The organism is Dinghuibacter sp., from assembly GCF_035492835.1.
In the GTDB taxonomy this organism is placed as follows: Bacteria; Bacteroidota; Bacteroidia; order Chitinophagales; family Chitinophagaceae; genus Dinghuibacter.
Genome location: NZ_DATJIY010000106.1, coordinates 1 through 17,576 on the forward strand (window position 1 = coordinate 1; position 17,576 = coordinate 17,576).

The 17,576-nt window shown below is 58.6% G+C and carries 13 protein-coding genes; 8 read left to right on the plus strand and 5 right to left on the minus strand.

The genetic code is table 11. The features are described 5' to 3' along the window. A partial coding sequence (locus tag VL547_RS10210) for a hypothetical protein (protein ID WP_325577560.1) occupies window positions 1-2,952 on the plus strand: 2,952 nt, incomplete at its 5' end. Here VL547_RS10210 and VL547_RS10215 read toward each other — a convergent pair. From VL547_RS10215 to VL547_RS10235, 5 genes are read right to left on the minus strand one after another with little or no spacing between them, the layout of a single operon-like run. Continuing rightward, a complete protein-coding gene (locus tag VL547_RS10215; protein WP_325577561.1) occupies window positions 2,949-3,866 on the minus strand; it encodes an AraC family transcriptional regulator in 918 nt (305 codons plus the stop codon). The two genes, VL547_RS10210 and VL547_RS10215, sit on opposite strands and share 4 nt — an antisense overlap. Next, window positions 3,853-4,830, minus strand: coding sequence for an NADP-dependent oxidoreductase (locus VL547_RS10220; RefSeq protein ID WP_325577562.1), 978 nt, complete (start codon window positions 4,828-4,830; stop codon window positions 3,853-3,855). The genes VL547_RS10215 and VL547_RS10220 overlap by 14 nt, the downstream gene beginning before the upstream one ends. 54 nt (window positions 4,831-4,884) lie before the next feature. After that, a complete protein-coding gene (locus tag VL547_RS10225) occupies window positions 4,885-5,316 on the minus strand; it encodes a DUF1801 domain-containing protein (protein WP_325577563.1) in 432 nt (143 codons plus the stop codon). A gap of 18 nt (window positions 5,317-5,334) precedes the next feature. After that, window positions 5,335-6,594: an RNA polymerase sigma factor gene (locus VL547_RS10230; protein WP_325577564.1), complete on the minus strand. Its 1,260-nt coding sequence runs from the start codon at window positions 6,592-6,594 to the stop codon at window positions 5,335-5,337. A 1-nt stretch (window position 6,595) separates the two neighbouring features. Beyond that, a complete protein-coding gene (locus VL547_RS10235) occupies window positions 6,596-6,931 on the minus strand; it encodes a YciI family protein (RefSeq protein ID WP_325577565.1) in 336 nt (111 codons plus the stop codon). 95 nt (window positions 6,932-7,026) lie between these two features. Here VL547_RS10235 and VL547_RS10240 point away from each other — a divergent pair, with 95 nt between their 5' ends. From VL547_RS10240 to VL547_RS10270, 7 genes are all read left to right on the plus strand, one after another. After that, window positions 7,027-7,356: a hypothetical protein gene (locus tag VL547_RS10240; protein WP_325577566.1), complete on the plus strand. Its 330-nt coding sequence runs from the start codon at window positions 7,027-7,029 to the stop codon at window positions 7,354-7,356. Window positions 7,357-7,426: 70 nt separating this feature from the next. Beyond that, window positions 7,427-9,358 (plus strand): DUF5703 domain-containing protein, encoded by a 1,932-nt coding sequence (locus tag VL547_RS10245; RefSeq protein ID WP_325577567.1) that lies wholly within the window; start codon window positions 7,427-7,429, stop codon window positions 9,356-9,358. Window positions 9,359-9,395: 37 nt separating this feature from the next. Beyond that, window positions 9,396-11,894: a hypothetical protein gene (locus VL547_RS10250; RefSeq protein WP_325577568.1), complete on the plus strand. Its 2,499-nt coding sequence runs from the start codon at window positions 9,396-9,398 to the stop codon at window positions 11,892-11,894. A gap of 59 nt (window positions 11,895-11,953) precedes the next feature. Continuing rightward, on the plus strand, window positions 11,954-13,924 hold the full coding sequence (locus tag VL547_RS10255) for a hypothetical protein (protein WP_325577569.1): 1,971 nt from the start codon (window positions 11,954-11,956) through the stop codon (window positions 13,922-13,924). After that, window positions 13,917-15,251, plus strand: coding sequence for an enolase C-terminal domain-like protein (locus tag VL547_RS10260; protein WP_325577570.1), 1,335 nt, complete (start codon window positions 13,917-13,919; stop codon window positions 15,249-15,251). Before VL547_RS10255 ends, VL547_RS10260 begins: the two co-directional genes overlap by 8 nt. Then, window positions 15,248-16,096 carry a hypothetical protein gene (locus VL547_RS10265; protein ID WP_325577571.1) on the plus strand — a complete coding sequence of 283 codons (849 nt, stop codon included), beginning with the start codon at window positions 15,248-15,250 and terminating at the stop codon, window positions 16,094-16,096. Before VL547_RS10260 ends, VL547_RS10265 begins: the two co-directional genes overlap by 4 nt. After that, a partial coding sequence (locus VL547_RS10270) for a c-type cytochrome (RefSeq protein ID WP_325577572.1) occupies window positions 16,093-17,576 on the plus strand: 1,484 nt, incomplete at its 3' end. The genes VL547_RS10265 and VL547_RS10270, both read left to right, overlap by 4 nt.

Sequence of the window (17,576 nt, forward strand, 5' to 3'; positions counted from 1 at the left end):
ACCATAGGCTACGGCTCCTACACCCCCATGGCGACCCAGGCCCTGCTCACCCGTGTCAACACCGGCCAGGATACCATCACCTGGGAGACCGAAGCCGTCCCGAAAAATTACAACGGCGACACCGTCTACTTCACCTGGGTAGGCGGCAACGCCGCCGGCACCGCGCAGGGCGACGAACCGTACGACCTATACGTCAACGACAAAGAAACCCTCACAATCACCACCCATAAAAACTACGCCGAACCCGGCTGGTTTTACAGGAACGACAACGGCGTCTCCATCCGTTTCGAAAAAAGGGCCCTCGACCACAACAACGACGTCACCGGCCGCGTCACCCTGGCCATCCCCCTAAAGATGCTCACAAAGGGCAAACCCGTGAGACTGGCGATAGCCGGCCGGAAAATGAACTCCCAGGACTGGCTCATGGTCTATCAATACCACATCAGCGATCAATTCGAAGCAGAGGTGCTGCCGCTCCTCAAACGCGCCCCCAACGGCGACACGCTGAGAATGGTACGTATTTACGGCGCCTACAAGAAGCCAAACGGCACCCTCACCATCAACGGAGAACCCCACGGCGTCCACAACGACTACAACGAGCTTCAATATTGCTTCAAGTACCAGGCGCGCGACAAAATCCTGCGGCTTCAAATGGCTCTCGACGGACAACCGCTACCCACGGACACCTTCAAGCTAGACCGGCTCGTGCCGCTCGAGGTCCACCTCGTCTCCCACTCCCACACCGACATCGGCTACTCCAACCTACAACAGGAAGTCGCGAGGATCCAGAACGACAACCTCAAAAAGGCCATCGCCCTCATCCAAAAGACAAAAGACTACCCCGAGGCCGCCCGGTTCCGCTGGAACGTGGAAAGCCTGTGGGCCGTCGAAAACTTCCTCGACAGCGCCGACGCCACGGAAACCCAGGCCTTTGCCGACGCCCTCCACACCGGTCGCCTTACCCTCCAGGCCTTCTATGCCAACGAGCTGACCGGTTTGATGGATGCCGAAGAGCTGGATCACCTCACGTCCTACGCCCGTACACTGGAAAAGCGGTTCAACATAAAGATCAACTCCGCCATGATCACCGACGTCCCCGGCTACTCCTGGAGCTTTGTCCAGGGGATGCAACGCGCCGGTATCAAATATTTTTCCGCCGGCCCCAACCCCTCCGACCGTATCGGCGGGGTGCTCAAAAGCTGGGCCGATAAGCCCTTCTATTGGAAAGTCCCCGGCAGCGATGAAAAGGTACTCACCGACATCGCCGGTTCCTCCTACGCCTGGTTCCACGGTTCCGCCGGCGCGCGCGAACCCGTCCGCCTCACCCAGCGCCTCCTGGCCTACGTCAACCGCCTCAACGACGAAAAGTATCCCTACCGCTATGCCCTCGTACGATACAACATCATTTCCGACAACGCGCCTTTGGACACCGGTATCAGCGACTTCGTCAAAAACTGGAACGAGCAGTACCTGTACCCCAAGCTCGTGCTTTCCACGCCAGCCATGGTGCTTGGCAAAATCGAACAAGCATGCAAGCTGCCCGTATATTCCGGCGACATGTCCCCCTATTGGGAAGACGGCGCCGCCTCCACCGCCGCCGAGCTCGGGTGGAACCGCCGCGTCCGCGCCGCCCTCGAGCGCGACGAAGCCGCCGGCGCAACAAAAACCGACAGGGCCTGGCGCGGCGTAGTGATGTTCGACGAACACACCTGGGGCGCCTGGTCCAGCATCACCGACCCCGACAACCCCTTCACCACCGCCCAGTGGCAATTCAAACGAGACTTCCTGACGGAAGCCGACAGCCTCGAAAAAACCATAAGACCCCAGGGCGCCCAAATCTACAACCCTCATTCCTGGCCCATCCACACCACCGTAAGGGTCCCCGATAATGCCAATATCGTCGCACCAGACGGCTCGCCGTTACTCCAACAGGCCCTATCCACCGGCGAACGGCTGGTATACCTCCCCAACATCCCGGCCTACACCGGCATCACCCTCCAGCATGGAGAGTCTTCCCATATGGATAATACCGAGAGACCGATAAACGTTACGATCGACCCATCCACCGGCGCGCTGATAACGCTCACATGGCGCGGCCGCAACCTGATACGCCCCGGCTTCAACCAATACCTATACGTCCCGGGCCGTGATCCCGCCGGGGCGCAAACAGCCAAGGTCAAGCGCATCGACACCACCGAGAACGGCCCCCTCCTCACCGTCATCCGCATCGACGCCGACGCCCCCGGCGCCAGAAAACTAACCATCGAATACCGCCTCGACAACGTCAGCGGCGCCCTTACGATCGTCGACAGCATCGACAAGGAAAAGGTCCGCACCAAGGAAGCCGTCCATTTCGCCTTCCCCTTCGATATCCCCGGCGCCGACCTCGTAGCCGACAACGGCGCCTTCCCTTACCATCCCTTCTCCGACACCCTCCCCGGTGGCAACCGCGACTTCGGCTATGTCGGCAAATGGATGGACGTCTCCAACGCGAAGGAGGGCGTAACCCTCTGCCCCCTCGAAACCCCCATCATGGAATGGGGCTCGATGCGCAGCGAAGTCATCCCCGCCGGCGCCTCCGTCAGTCCCTGGAAAAAGACCTTCCAGCCCATCCAGACCTTCTATTCCTACGCCATGAACAACTACTGGCACACCAACTACAAAGCCGACCAGGAAGGCTGGGCCGTCTTCACCTACGTCCTCACCCCCCACGGCCCCCGCAACCTCGCCGACTGCTACAAGCTCGGCGAAGAAGCCGCCATGCCCCCAACCGCCGGCCCGGCAACCGGTCCCGGCATCCGCCTTACCAATCCCAATATCGTCGTCGCGGCTATCCGCGGCCGCCGGATCGAAGTCTACAACCCTACGGATAAGCCCCAGGCGACAACCATAAGAGGTAACCAACCGATCACCCTAAAGCCCTTCGAACGCCGGGACTACCTCATCGACTAATTTTTGAACGACCGCCTGAACTCCAGGGGTGAAAGCCGCGTCTTCGCCTTAAACAACCGGCTAAAAGATTGCAAGTGTTCAAATCCCAATTCGTAAGCGATCTCGCTCATGGATAGTTCACTGGTGGAAATCCTTTCTTTAGCCCTTTCAATCAGCTTTTCGTGGATATAGTGCTGGGTGTTTTGCCCCGTATGCATCCGTAAAAGGCTGCTCAGGTATTTGGGGGAGATATGCAGCAGGGCGGCCATGTCGTTTACGGTGGGCAATCCTTTGGTTGCCGGCAACCCACTGTCAAAATAATCGTCCAGCTCTTTTTTCAGCCGATCGAGCACATGGTGGTTAGCCTTTTCGCGTGTAATGAACTGGCGGTTGTAAAACCGCTCGGCATAGCTGAGCAAACTTTCCAGCTGTGATATAATGATCTGCTTGCTGAATTGGTCAATATTGGCGTGCGTTTCGCGGTGGATATTTTGAATGATGCCGATGATGATCTCTTCTTCTTTCTCCGAAAGAAACAGGGATTCGTTTACCGCATAATCCCAAAATTCATATCTTTTAATAGTATTGGCTAATGGCGTGTTCCACAGGAAATCGGGATGGACGATGACATGCCATCCCGATTGCTTTACTTCGACGTCCTTGTCGACCGAAAGGCTGGTTACCTGGCCGGGCGATACAAAAGACATGATCCCTTCATTAAAATCATAGGGTTGCTGCCCGTATTTCAATTTGAGGTCTTCGGCGCCGGTAACCCGTTTTATGGCTATGCAAAAGAAGTCGCAAAAACAGGTGAAGGTATCGCCACTGCGCATCAGCCTGGTAACGTCCACTTCGGCTACACTGATGAGCGGATGTTCGGGCTTTGGCATTTGCCAGTCGTCGAACCATTCGCTGATCGTTTTATAGTGCATCATATGCTTTACGGATTTCAAGTACGATCTTCCCGCGGACGTGTTTCGTTTCGATATCGCGATGCGCCTCGGCCGCCTGCTCCCATGGGTAAACCTTGTTGACAATCGCTTTCACTTTGCCGGCGTCGATCAGTTTGGCCACCTCTGTCAGGCAATGCTGGTGATGGATACCGACGCCGGCCATGGCAACCGTTGCGTTTTTCCTGGCCAGCAGTCCCTTAAACTCCTCATTGGGCCACACTCCATGCGTGCATACAAAGATACCGCCTTCTTTCAAGACCGCAACAGACCTCAGCCGCAACGCTTCGTCAACGGTAGTGGTATGGGTGGCATTGAATACCACATCCATATCGCTTACAATATCCTCGAATTTTTGTGTGGTATAGTCAATCACTTCGTCGGCGCCCAGCTGTTTTAAGAATCCGGCATTGTGTGCCGATGCCGTACCGATGACATAGGCGCCATGGGCTTTGGCAAACTGTAACGCCAGGTTGCCGATACCTCCCGCCGCGCCATGGACCAATACACGCTGGCCCGGCTGTACCTTTGCCTTCCCGACCATGCCGCTCCAGGCCATACGGGCACAGGCTGGCAGCGAGCCGGCTTCGTTAAAGCCGATCGTCTGCGGCATAAGGGCAAATTGGTCTGATTTCGCTGCAAGATATTCCGTGTAGCTGCCATCCAGATAATTGGGCACGCCATATACACGGTCGCCTTTTTTAAATTCGGTGACTTCGCTGCCTACCTCTTCTACCATCCCTGCCGCATCCAGGCCTAATCCCATCGGCAACCTCAAAAGCGGTTTCAAACCCTCATTTCCTCCCCGGCGTACGATGTAATCGGCCGGGTTTACACTGGCGGCGTACACCTTTACCAGGATTTCATCCGCTGCGGGAACCGGGCGTTCCACCTCAACGATCCTCATCACGTCCGGCTCGCCGAACTCGTAGATTTTTATTGCTTTCATGAAGCAAAGGTCTGCAATCGAACGGCGTTGCCTGTAACCCAAATGCCCTTTGTTTTAACCAGATTGATGACCCTCAAACCCATATCGTATCGCCGCCAGGAGCACATCCACGTCAATATCCTTCAACGCTTTGAACTTAATGCAATACCCCGTGACGCTGGCTTTTCCTAAAGCGCTGCCATAGGTCTGCGCCAGGTATTTCTTGTCCTTGATACCCATAACATAGACGGAGATCCCGGTTGTGTTACCACTGATGCCAATCTGAAAGAATTCCCTGGTTTTCCCGTCCGCATATTTAATGGTATATAATCCATACCCTATATTGGGGTTGCTGACGGTCTTGCCCGTGCTGTCTTTACCGTCCTCGAACCATAATTTGCATCCCGGTGACGCTTGAAGTATACGCAGGTGCAAATCTTGCATGTCGTGCCGTTTTTGTTCGGGTTGGCTGGCGATGTACCGTTCGATCTGTTCTTGTGTGTTCATATAAATAGTAAAATACAACTAATTCGTGCAAGCGCGCATCTTCCTATCCAGCACCTCGATAACCGCCGGCGCCTTCGTCAACCGCCGCGCGTCTAAAAAACACTCCAGCGCCCGGGCAAAATCCCCGCACTGGAAATAAAACTCCCCCAACGACGCGTACAACAACGGATATGACGCCAGGGGCTCCAAAAGGCCTAAAAGCAGCGGAATGGCGGCAAGCGGTCCCGAAATCATCCCACGCACGATGGCCATATTCATCCGGATCACCGCCGATGGCTTCAGCGCATGCAAGGCCGTATAATAGTCGTAAATCTTCTCCCAGTTGGTGGCCGGAAAGGAAGGGGCCAAACAATGCTCCGCCGCTATAGCCGCCTCCAAATGAAAAGCCGAAAGGCCGGAGCCAACGGCGGACAACGACAAAAAGCGCAGTCCCTCACCGATTAAATCCCTGTCCCAACGCGACCGGTCCTGCTCCTCGAGCAACACCAGGCATTCATTCCCATCGACCCGCGCGTCGAACCGGGCCGAATGGAAACACATCAACGCCAGTAACGCCGGCGTCTGTGGGTATCCCTTCAGGTCTGGCCGGTCCATCAACAACATGGCCAGCCGCATGGCCTCCAGGCAAAGGTCCTTGCGGATTAAAAAATCCCCGGACGAGTGATAGCCTTCATTGAAAAGGAGATACAGCACCAGCAACACCGCATCGAGGCGCGCAGGCAGCGAAGCCCCCGAGGGCACGGCAAAATCGATCAGGCGGGTCCGGAAACCCTCCCGCGCGCGGTAGAGCCGCTTATTGACATTGGCCTCCGTTGTCAGCAGCGCCGAGGCGATCTCCCCGACGCTAAACCCGCACAAAGTCCGTAACGTCAGCGCCACCTGCGACTCCACCGGCAATGACGGATGGCAACACGTAAATATCATCCGTAGCTGACTGTCGAAAATCTCGCTCTCCAGGAATACATTGTCGAATGCAAACGAGACCGTCCAATCAGACTTCAACAGCGCATCGACCTCGACCGCAAAAGACCGCACGCGAGCCTCCCGCCGTATGGCGTTGATCGCCTTGCGCCGCGCCACCGTCATCAGCCACCCCGCCGGATTGTCCGGAAGCCCCCGGGAACAAGACCAATCCAACAGCGCCTGCTGGTGCGTATCCTGGACGATGTCCTCCACCAGCTCCAGGTTGTGCAACCCGAACAGCCTGGTCAGGATAGAGACCATCTTTCCCGCTTCCCGGCGGAAAAGATGGTCGACCAGCTGGCGGACGTCCTGCATCCTACATCATGGGTTTTAGCTTCCTGACCTCGAGCTGGAACTCTTCGATCAGGGGGCATTGCTGTGCCAGGGCAACGGCCTCGTTTACATCGGCGGCGTTGATGACGATGTACCCGGAGATCATTTCCTTGGAATCCATAAAGGGACCGTCCGTGAGGACCTCCTTTTTGTTCTTGAGCAGGCGGGCGTCGCTTTCCTCCAGGGGCGCGCCGGACACATACCGGCCGTCGAGCACCTTCTGGACCCATTCGCCAAAAAGGTTGAGCCGTTTTTGCATGGTTTCGGGGCTGGTCGTGGAATGGTCGCTGCCCCGGACGATGATCAGGAACTGGTTCATAAAGAATGTTTTTATATACGTCAAACGGGATAAGACAAATAGGACACGCAAAGACCAATCTTTTTTCACTACCTTCCGCGGGTAAAATACGCCTTATGTCCGAGATGAGCACGCTGACCGAAGTTTTGAACCGCCTTGCCGAAAGGGGCATACCCGAGCTGAACTACACCCAGAACGGCATGACCGCGGACGACACCCGTTTTTACCGCCCCGCCGACCTTCTTATCATCAAGGTATACCGTTTTGAGGGCGCAAGCGACCCCTCCGATATGTCCATCGTGTATGTCTTCGAGACGACCGACGACCGCTACGGTTATAGCCTCAACGCCTACGGCGTATACGACGACCAGGGCGCCGCCTACGACAATTTCATCCGGGAGGTCCGGGAAAAGAACCACGGCGAGCAATTATTATTCGAGCTTTGACCACTAATTAGGCCCCAATTAGCCCTTTTATTAGGCGTCAAGCCGTTGATTTGCAAAGACTGCTTGCACTATGCGTACACTCCTTCTTCCCCTCCTGCTCGTAACAGCCGGCGCCGCCGCGCAACATTCCCCCGACGCCTACTCCGTCGACTGGACCACCCCCGGCCCCGATTCCACCGCTTCCATGCCCCTGGGCAACGGCGACGTCGGTCTCAACGTATGGACCGAATCCAACGGCGACGTGTGTTTTTATATAGGAAAAACGGATGCCTGGGGCTCCCAGACCGAGCCCGGATGGGATACCTGGATGAAAACAGGTGGAGTCCTAATGAAGTTGGGCAAAATCCGCGTACATACCGGCCTGCCACCCGGCTCAAGCTTCCACCAGACGCTCCGGCTCACCAAAGGCGATATCCTTATCCGGCAAGGCATGGACACCCTGCGCATCTGGGTTGACGCCAACCATCCCGTCATCAACGTCGAATCCAGCACCACCCTGAAAGCCACGCTGGAAGACTGGCGCAAAGAAGACACCGTACAGAACAACCTTTGGTACCACGAAAACCCCAGCGACGCCGACCCCCACCTGGCCGGCCGGACCTTTGGCGGCGCCATCAGGGCGACAAAACACACCGTAACCATCGACGTCCTCACGGCCCCGACCCGGGCGATATTCCTCCAGGAGCTCTCCAAAACCGCCAAAGCGAACCGCGCCGCCCACGAAGCCTGGTGGCGCCGTTTCTGGAACCGCTCCTGGATCTACATCAAGAACGACTCCGCCGTCACCCGGGGGTATATCCTCCAACGCTTCGTCACCGCCTGCGGGGGTAGGGGAGCGTACCCCATCAAATTCAACGGATCGATCTTTACCGTAAGCAACGACTACCGCGCCTGGGGCGGACAGTATTGGTTCCAGAACACCCGCCCGATGTATTGGCCCCTGCTGCAAAGCGGCGACCACGACATGATGCGCCCCCTGTTCGGTATGTATTTACACATGCTCAAACCCAACGAGCAACAGGTAAACCGATATTACCACCACGCCGGCGCCTACTTCCAGGAAACCGCGCCCTTCTGGGGCGGTCTCCCCTACGTCGGCCCGGAGGTCGAAGAATCCTGGACCCGGCACTATTTCACGCCCATCCTGGAGTTGAGCATGATGATGCTCGACTATTACGCGTACACGGGCAACAAGGCGTTCCTGCGCGACACCCTGCTGCCGATTGCAAAAGCCGGCCTCACCTTTTTCGACCGGCACTTCAAACGGGATTCGGCCGGAAAACTCCTCCTCGACCCCGATAACGCCATCGAACAGTTCTGGAAGGTCCACGACCCCGCCCCGGACATCGCCGGGTTGCACGCCGTGCTCCAACGCCTCATAAAAATCACCGACGACCCGCAATACAAGCGCCTCTACGCCGAGCTCCCCGAGCTCCCGGTCGGCATAGACAAAGACGGCAAACCGATCCTGCTGCCCTACACCGGTCCTCAAACCGCAAAGGGACGCAACCTCGAAAACCCCGAGCTCTACGCCGTCTACCCCTTCCGTCTCTTCGGCCTGGGCAAGCCCAACCTCGACCTCGCCATCAACACATTCAACGCCAGAAAATTCACCGAGCCCGGCTGCTGGGTCCAGGACCCCATCCAGGCCGCCTACCTTGGCGATGCAGAAACCGCAAGGAAATACGTCTCCTTCAACCTCACCCGTAAAGACCCCGACCTGAAATTCCCCGCCTTCTGGGCCACCGGCCACGACTACAAGCCCGACGAAGACAACGGCGGCAACGGCCAGAACGGTCTCCAGCTGATGCTGCTCCAGGCGGAAGGGAAAACCATCCGGCTGCTCGAAGCCTGGCCAGCCGATTGGAACGCCGACTTCAAGCTCCACGCCCCCGGCAATACCACCGTGGAAGGAACGGTAGAGGACGGAAAACTGAAACGCCTTGTCGTGACACCCGCCTCGAGGAGGGCGGATGTCATCGTGAAAAATGCGTATTTTTAGCCTTTACTGCCATATGCGAGGACTTATCTGTGCTATATTGTTATGCTCTTTTTGTCACCAACTAACAAATGCCCAGTCCTACGGGTTGCGGTTCTCCAGTCATGAGGCGGTACAGGAAAGAAGAACGACGCTCAACTTAACCCCCACGGATAACCTTTGTTTCAGGGACGACGCGGATCTTTCCTTCGACCTGATGCTCGAGCCGAACATGGAAGTCTATTTCGGCTATGTTTTCCGGATCATTACCGCCGACCACCAGAACATCGACCTCGTTTTCAACGAGAAGCTCCACAACTTCAACCTGATCATCGGAGAATCGATCCGCGGCTCCTTTACCATCGACTCCCCCCACCTCTATACCGGCTGGACCCCCGTGGGTATCCATTTCGACCGGAAGGACCAGACCGTTTCCTGGTCAGTCAACCACGTCCAAAAGGGCGTCACCCGTTTTCCCTGGAAGGGGGACCTCTGTTACCGGATGTGTTTTGGCGTGAGCAGTCTCGAAGAGTTTCAAACCGCGGACATCCCGCCTATGAACATCAAGGACCTGCGGATCGCGGAGAAGGGGGAGACGCGCTTCTACTGGCCGCTGGCGGAGAGCGCCGGGGGCGAGGCCTTTGACAGCGTATCCCGTCGCGTGGCCCAGATCGCCAACCCCAACTGGATAAAACCCCTCCACCAGAACTGGCAGTCCGCCGCGACGCTGGAGATATCCGGGACGCCATCGGTCGCTTTTGACGCGGCCACCGAAAAGCTGTACATCGTAGGAGCCGATTCGCTCTATACCTACGACGTCCAGAAGGGCCAGGTCACGGGCTGGCCGCTCCAGGCGCCCGCCGCCAACCTGCCCCCCGGCAACCAATCCATCGTCGACCCGCGCTCCGGTTTCATCTACGACGTCGACATCGACGAAAAAAGCGTCCGCACCTACAACCCGTCCACCCGCCGCTGGACCGGCGAGTTCCCCGTGGGCCCGCTGACCGAGTTCTGGCAGGCCAATAAATTCCTCTCGTATGGCGACACCGCCTTGTATGTCGTCGGCGGTTACGGACAGCTGCACTATAAGAACCTCGTCCAGCGCTACAGCCTCGTCACGCACAAATGGGAAGTGCTTCACCCGGGGGGCGACGCATTCACGCCGCGCTATCTCGCGGCCCTCGGCGTCAGCGGGGATACCGCCTTTATCATCGGGGGCTATGGTTCCAACACCGGCGACCAGATGGTGAACCCCCGGTACGACTATGACCTCGTTGCGTATAGCGTCAAAGACCAGCGGTTTAAAGTACTGTATCATCTCTCGGAGCCCTCCACGCCGTTTTGCTTTGCCAACAGCCTGGTCATCGACTCCGCCGGGCGCAACTACTATGGCCTGATCTTCCAGAACGACAAGTTCAATTCCGCCCTCCAGCTGATCAAGGGTTCCCTGTCGGCGCCGGTATACAGCCGGATGGGCGACTCGATCCCGTATTCGTTTTACGACGTCAAATCCTTCGCCGACCTCTTTTACGCCCCGCACAGCCAGCGGCTGCTCGCCCTCACGCTGTACACGAATAAGGAGAACGTGACCGAGGTCAAGGTGTACACCATTGCATTTCCGCCAAACGCCATCGTCACCGTGGCGCCCGCGCCCGTTCGCCATTTCCCCTGGAAGTACGCACTCTGGGCCGCCGCCGCGCTGGTCGTCGCCGCAGCCGTCTGGAGGAGCGCCCGCCGCCGGCAGCGTCGCGAAACGCCCGCCACGTCCAAACCAGCACACATACCCGCGCTGGCACCCGCGCCCGTCGCTCCCGCACCCGCGCCTACACCCGTCGCTCCCGACCCTCGTTCACAGGTGTACTTCTTTGGCCAGTTCGAGGTATACGACCCCGAGACCCATGAGCTCACTAAGTTATTCACTCCTCTTTTAAAAGAACTGTTCCTCCTGATCGCGATCCACACCCTGAAATCCGGCAAGGGCATCTCCTCCGAAAAGCTCTACGCCACCCTTTGGCGCGACAAATCCGCCAAGGACGCCCAGAACAACCGGTCGGTCAATATGGTCAAGCTCAAGGCCATCCTCGACAAGCTCGGCACCTGCGGGATTGGTAAGGAGGCCGATAAATGGGTCCTTCACTATGCCCAGGATCAGATCAGGATGGACCTGGCCGACTTCCTGACGCTCGTCCACGTGTCCACGCCCAGCCATGACGACATCCGCCAGCTGTTGACCATCATCCACCGGGGCGCCTTCCTGTCCGATACGGCCTATCCCTGGCTCGATGACATTCAAAGCGAAATCTCGGACAAGGCCCTCGACGTCCTGTCCTCCGCGAGCCTCCGTTTCGAGGGCGAACCCGAGTTCCTCCTGGAGATCGCCGGCGGCATCTTCCTCTTCGACCCCGTCAACGAGGAAGCCCTGCGGGTAAAGTGCAAAAGCCTCAGCATCCTAGGCCGCCACTCCCTGGCCAAAGTCGCTTTCGAAAAGTTCGCCAAGGAATACCACCAGATGTACGGCGAAGAATTTCAGCAATCATTCCACGAAATCTTGACCAATTAGTGCCATATTAAGACCCCCATTAGGTCCCGCAGTGCATCTTTATGGTCTAACGATGCCATGTGAAAAGAACCCGACTCTTCAAGATCATCGCGGTATTGCTGCCAGTCCTTGCCCTCTGCCTCCTGGAGCTGACACTCCGGCTATGCCATTATGGCCGTGATCTTAGCCTGTTCATACCCTATCCCTCAGACGACCGCTACCTCGTCTTCAACCCCGAGGCGTCCCAGCGTTATTTTTCCGACCCCGCCATGGCCACCACCGGGAACGTCGAGCCCTTTCTGAAGGAAAAGGCGCCGGGCTCCCTGCGCATCTTCGTGCTGGGCGAGTCCACCACCATCGGCTATCCCTACTTTCATAACGGGTCCTTCCACCGCTGGCTGCAGTACCGGTTGATGCATACCTTCCCCGGCAGAACCATCGAAGTCGTCAACCTGTCCCTCACTGCCGTCAACTCCTACACCGTCGAGGGCTTTGCCCGTGAGCTAGCCGGCTACCAGCCCGACGCCGTCCTGATCTATACCGGCCACAACGAGTACTACGGCGCCCTGGGCGTCGGCTCCACAGAACGGCTCGGTGGCAAACCGTTGGTCATCCGCGGCATGCTCTGGCTCCGCGGGCTCCGCACCGTCCAGCTGATCGGCCGCGTGGTGTCGAAGTTCTCGTCGCATAAAGACGAAGCCGGCAAAACGAGGATGGAGATGATGGTTCGCGAGGAAAACATTCCCCTTCACAGCCCGCTCTATCAGCGTGGTATCGAACAGTTCGAGCGGAACATGCGGAAAACGCTGGCCGGGCTCGAGCGGGAGAGCATCCCCGTCTTCCTGAGCACCCTCGTCTCCAACGAGAAGGACATGCAACCCTTTATCAGCGCCCCCGTGGACAGCGCGCATTACCCCGCCTTCGCGTCGCACTATGACGCCGCCATGAAATCGCTCGCCACCGGCGACTCCGCCGCCGCCTACCGCGACTTCCAGGCGGCAAACGACGCCCTCCCGTATCATGCCCTTTGCAATTATTACCTTGGCCGCCTAGCGTTCGGCCACGGTGATACGGCTGCCGCCAAAAAATATTTCGACAGAGCCCGCTCCCTCGACGAGCTGCGCTTCCGCGCGCCCGATACCCTTAATACGATCATCATCGGGCTTTGCCGCGAAACCGGCGCCCACCTCGTCGACACCAGGGCCGCCTTCGAGGCCGCTTCGCCCGGTCATTGCATCGGCTCCGAGCTGCTGCTCGAGCACGTCCATCCCAACCTCGACGGCTATGCGCTGATGTCAGACGTCTTTTACCGCGCCCTCCAAACCCAGGGCATCATACAGGTCCCGCCCGGCCAGGACATGACGTTGTCGCAGCTCAAAGCCGCCATGCCCATTACCCGCGTCGACTCCCTCGTCGGCGTCTACAAAGTCTGGAACCTCCGGAACAGCTGGCCCTTCAGCCAGGGCATCCCGCAGGACTCGATCAAGGCGGGCACCGAAGAAGAAGAGCTCGCCTTCAACATGGCCTTCCGCCGTATGCCCTGGACCGCCGCCATGAGCGACCTCTACGACTACTATATAAAGGAGCGTGACCTCAGTGGCGCCCGCACCGTCATGGAAACCCTCGTCCTCGAGCACCCCACCGAAGCCGCCTACTACGAGAAGACCGGGAACGTTTGTGGCGAGCTCCACGACTACGGCGACGCCGTCTACTACTTCGGCAAGGCCTTCAGCCAGTCGCCCAGCTTCGACATCGCCCACTACCTCTTTGTCATGAACCTCCAGCTGGACCGCCCCGAAGACGCCCTCCCATACCTCGACTACGCCATCCGCAACAACCCGCGGAACATGGACCTCGCCCCCGTCCGCTTCTATACCAACCAGGTCATCGAGCTCCGCGCCGCCTACGCCCGCGACACGACCGACCCCGCCGTCCTCCCCCAGATCGCCGACGCCTACCGCAAGATGGGCAACCCCGAAGCCGCCGCCAAGTACGACCGGCTCGCCGCCGCCCGAGGCGCCCTCACCGCAAATAACCATCAACATGAATAACCCCACCAACCGCCGCGACCTCATCAAGTTCCTTGGCTCCGCCGGTCTCCTGGGCCTCGCCGGCCCCGCTGCCCTCGCGGGCCCGCGGGGCTCCGCCCCACGCCCCACCGGCCTCCCGCCGCTCAAGATCAAAAACGTCAAAGCCATCGCGACCGCCCCAGAAGGCGCCAACCTCGTCCTCGTCAAGGTCGAGACCAGCGAGCCCGGTCTCTATGGCATCGGCTGCGCCACCTTCACCCAACGCGCCGAGGTCGTCGTCGCCGCCATCAACAACTACCTGCCCGACTTTTGCATCGGCAAGGACGTCGACAACATCGAGGACATGTGGCAATCCGCTTTCGTCAGCTCCTACTGGCGCAACGGCCCCGTACTCAACAACGCCCTCAGCGGTCTCGACCAGGCCCTGTGGGACATCAAGGGCAAACGCGCGAACATGCCCGTCTACCAGCTCCTCGGAGGTAAGTCGCGTTTCGCGGTCTCCGCCTATGCCCACGCTGACGGTAAAAGCCCCGAAGAAGTCGCCGATAATGTCCAGAAATATATGAGCCAGGGCTTCCGCTATATCCGCATCCAGCAGGGCGGCTACGGCTCCCTCTACCTGGCGCAGCAACCCGACTTCAAAAACGAGGGTTTTGGCCGCGACACCGATGACTTCATGGACCCCATCGCTTATGTACAGGCCGTCCCGAAGCTATTTAAGACCGTCCGCGAGCGTTGCGGGGAATCCATCGACCTCCTCCACGACACCCACGAGCGCGTACAGCCGCAGGACATGATCAATATGTGCAAACGCATCGAGGAGTTTAACCCCTATTGGATCGAAGACCCGGTCTCCCCCGAGAACATGGACTGGTTCCCCCAGCTGCGGGCCGCCACCACCGTGCCTTTTGCCATGGGCGAGCTCTTCAACAACACCAACGAGTTCATCCCATATATGGTTAAGCGCTCTTTCGACTATATCCGCTGTCACGTGTCCCAGGTCGGCGGCATCACCCCCGCGTTGAAGATCGCGCGCCTGGGCGAATTCTTTAACATCAAGTCAGGCTGGCACGGCCCCGGCGACGTTTCCCCCGTCGGCCACGCCGCCCATTGCCACATCGACCTGGCCATTTGGAATTTTGGCGTCCAGGAGTCCGTTTTTTTCTCGGATAAATGCAAGGAGGTCTTCCCCGGCACCCCCGAGATCAAGAACGGTTACCTCTATGTCAACGAAGCTCCCGGTCTCGGCGTAGACGTCAACGAAACCCTCGCCGCCAAATACCCGATCAACAACCACGCGGGCCACTGGACCATCCGCCGCCGCGACGGCACAATCATCCGGCCATGAAGCTTTTGCTGCTACTGGCCTTGACCCTTACGGTCGACCTCGCTCACGATCCCGTGCATGCGCGGTTCTATCCCCCCGGTACCTACTATCGCGGGACGCGCTTCGACTGGTCCGGTGTCATGCCCTCACTCCAGTGGCGTGGCCACACGTATTGCGGACAGTGGTTCGACCACTACGACCCCACGATACACGATGCCATCATGGGGCCGGTCGAATCCTTCGCCCCCTACGGCCACTTCATCGTCATCGGCGTCGGCCGCCTGGCCGTATCCGATAGCGCGAACTATAACCCTTTCCACTATTACCCGATAATCGACTCTGGCGTCTGGAACACGCGCAGCACGAAGTCCGCCATCACCTTTACGCAAACGCTCACCAACGCCTACGTATACACGAAAACCATCCGCCTCACACGCACCGGTTTCCGCATCGAGCACACCCTCACCAACACCAGCCAATCCGCTATCAGCACCACGGTCTACGATCACAACCTTTTCGTCCTCGACTCCCAACGGATCACGACCGACTTCGTCATAAAGCTCCCCTGGAAGATCACCGGAACGGAACAAGCCCGGCGCGTCAAAACAACCGACAGTACCATCACCATCGGCGCGACACTCCAGGGCAAAGAAGACGCCTACGCCATTATAAGCGGCGGCGCCCTCTACGACATCCGGGAACAAAACAAAACCGCCGGCATCCACATCACCGCCGACCGCCCCCTCGACAAGCTCGTCTTTTGGGCCAACGCCCGTATCGGCTGCCCGGAACCCTATATAAAATTGGACATCCCCCCCGGTAAGACCGATCACTGGACGATCACCTACACCTTTTACAACCCATGAGACGCATAGCGATAGCTTTCCTCGTCCTGCTCACCGCGTGCCACCGGCAAAAGGAAGCCGACTGGCCCACCTACGGCGGCAACAAACAAGAAAACCGCTATTCCGCGCTCACCCAGATAACCCCAAGCAATGTCAACGACCTGAAGCCCGTCTGGGTCTATCACGCCGTCGACACCGACAAAAGAACCCAGCGAGAAACGCAATGCCAGCCCATCGTCGTAGGCAACACCCTCTACGGCACCACGCCACGGATGCAGCTCTTTGCCCTCGACCCCGCCACCGGCGCGCAAAAATGGATATTCGACCCCCACACGAACCGCTACAACCAAAACCGGGGCGTCGTCTACTGGAACAGCACCATTCTCTATACCGTGGGCCCGACGCTCTTCGAAATTGATGTCGAAACGGGCCGCCCCGTGCAGACCTTTGGCGACAGCGGCCACATCAGCCTCTACACCGGTCTCGACATCAACCACCCCGTCAACAACCTCTTCCTCGACGCCACGTCTCCGGGCATCATATATAAGGACATCTTTATCATCGGTTCCACCGTCTCCGAATCCGGCGACGCCGCCCCCGGCTACGTCCGCGGCTTCGACGCGAGGACGGGTACACTCAAATGGACATTCCATACGATCCCCCAACCCGGCGAACCTGGCTACGAGACCTGGCCCAAAGACGCCTATCAATGGGCCGGCGGCACCAATGCCTGGGCCGGTATGGCCTTGGATGAAAAAAGAAGAACGGTCTACTTCGGAACCGGCTCCCCCTCCTCCGACTTTTACGGCGGCGACCGCGCCGGAAAAAACCTGTACGCCAACTGCGTCGTGGCATTAGACGCGGAAACGGGGCATTTAAAATGGTACTACCAAACTATCCACCACGACCTTTGGGACCGCGACATCCCGTGCCCGCCAAACCTCACCACCATCACCCACGATGGCAAAAAAATGGACGTCGTCGTTCAGGCGACCAAGGATGGGTTTGTATACGTCCTCGACCGCGACAACGGCGCCTCGATATTCCCCGTGGAGGAACGCCCCGTACCCACCCAGGGCCTCCCCGGTGAAAAGCCCTGGCCCACCCAGCCTTACCCGCTCAAGCCAGCACCCTTTTGCGCCCAGGACATCACCGACTCGGACATGACCGACCTCAGCCCCGACGCGCGGAGGTATGTACAAAAGGAATTCGCCCAATACCAGCACGGCAACAAATTCCTGCCACCCAGCACCCAGGGCACCCTGCTCGTGGGTTACAGCGGCGGCGCGGAGTGGGGCGGCAACGCCGTGGACACCGACGGCGTCCTCTACCAGAACGGGAACAACGCCATTTGGGTCCTCCAGATGATCTCACTGGAGGAACGCCGCAAAGAGGTAGCTTCCCTTTCCGCGGGCCAGGCCATCTTTATGGAAAACTGCGCGTCCTGCCACGGCGCCGACCGCAAGGGCAACGGCAAGGAAATCCCGAGCCTGCTCCACAC

Excerpts from the sequence above, each read along its gene's own strand:
- VL547_RS10215 (WP_325577561.1), bottom strand. The coding sequence starts at position 3,866 with ATGATGCACTATAAAACGATCAGCGAATGGTTCGACGACTGGCAAATG.
- VL547_RS10240 (WP_325577566.1), top strand. The coding sequence starts at position 7,027 with ATGTCCGAGATGAGCACGCTGACCGAAGTTTTGAACCGCCTTGCCGAA.
- VL547_RS10245 (WP_325577567.1), top strand. The coding sequence starts at position 7,427 with ATGCGTACACTCCTTCTTCCCCTCCTGCTCGTAACAGCCGGCGCCGCC.
- VL547_RS10220 (WP_325577562.1), bottom strand. The coding sequence starts at position 4,830 with ATGAAAGCAATAAAAATCTACGAGTTCGGCGAGCCGGACGTGATGAGG.
- VL547_RS10260 (WP_325577570.1), top strand. The coding sequence starts at position 13,917 with ATGAATAACCCCACCAACCGCCGCGACCTCATCAAGTTCCTTGGCTCC.
- VL547_RS10230 (WP_325577564.1), bottom strand. The coding sequence starts at position 6,594 with ATGCAGGACGTCCGCCAGCTGGTCGACCATCTTTTCCGCCGGGAAGCG.
- VL547_RS10265 (WP_325577571.1), top strand. The coding sequence starts at position 15,248 with ATGAAGCTTTTGCTGCTACTGGCCTTGACCCTTACGGTCGACCTCGCT.
- VL547_RS10235 (WP_325577565.1), bottom strand. The coding sequence starts at position 6,931 with ATGAACCAGTTCCTGATCATCGTCCGGGGCAGCGACCATTCCACGACC.
- VL547_RS10225 (WP_325577563.1), bottom strand. The coding sequence starts at position 5,316 with ATGAACACACAAGAACAGATCGAACGGTACATCGCCAGCCAACCCGAA.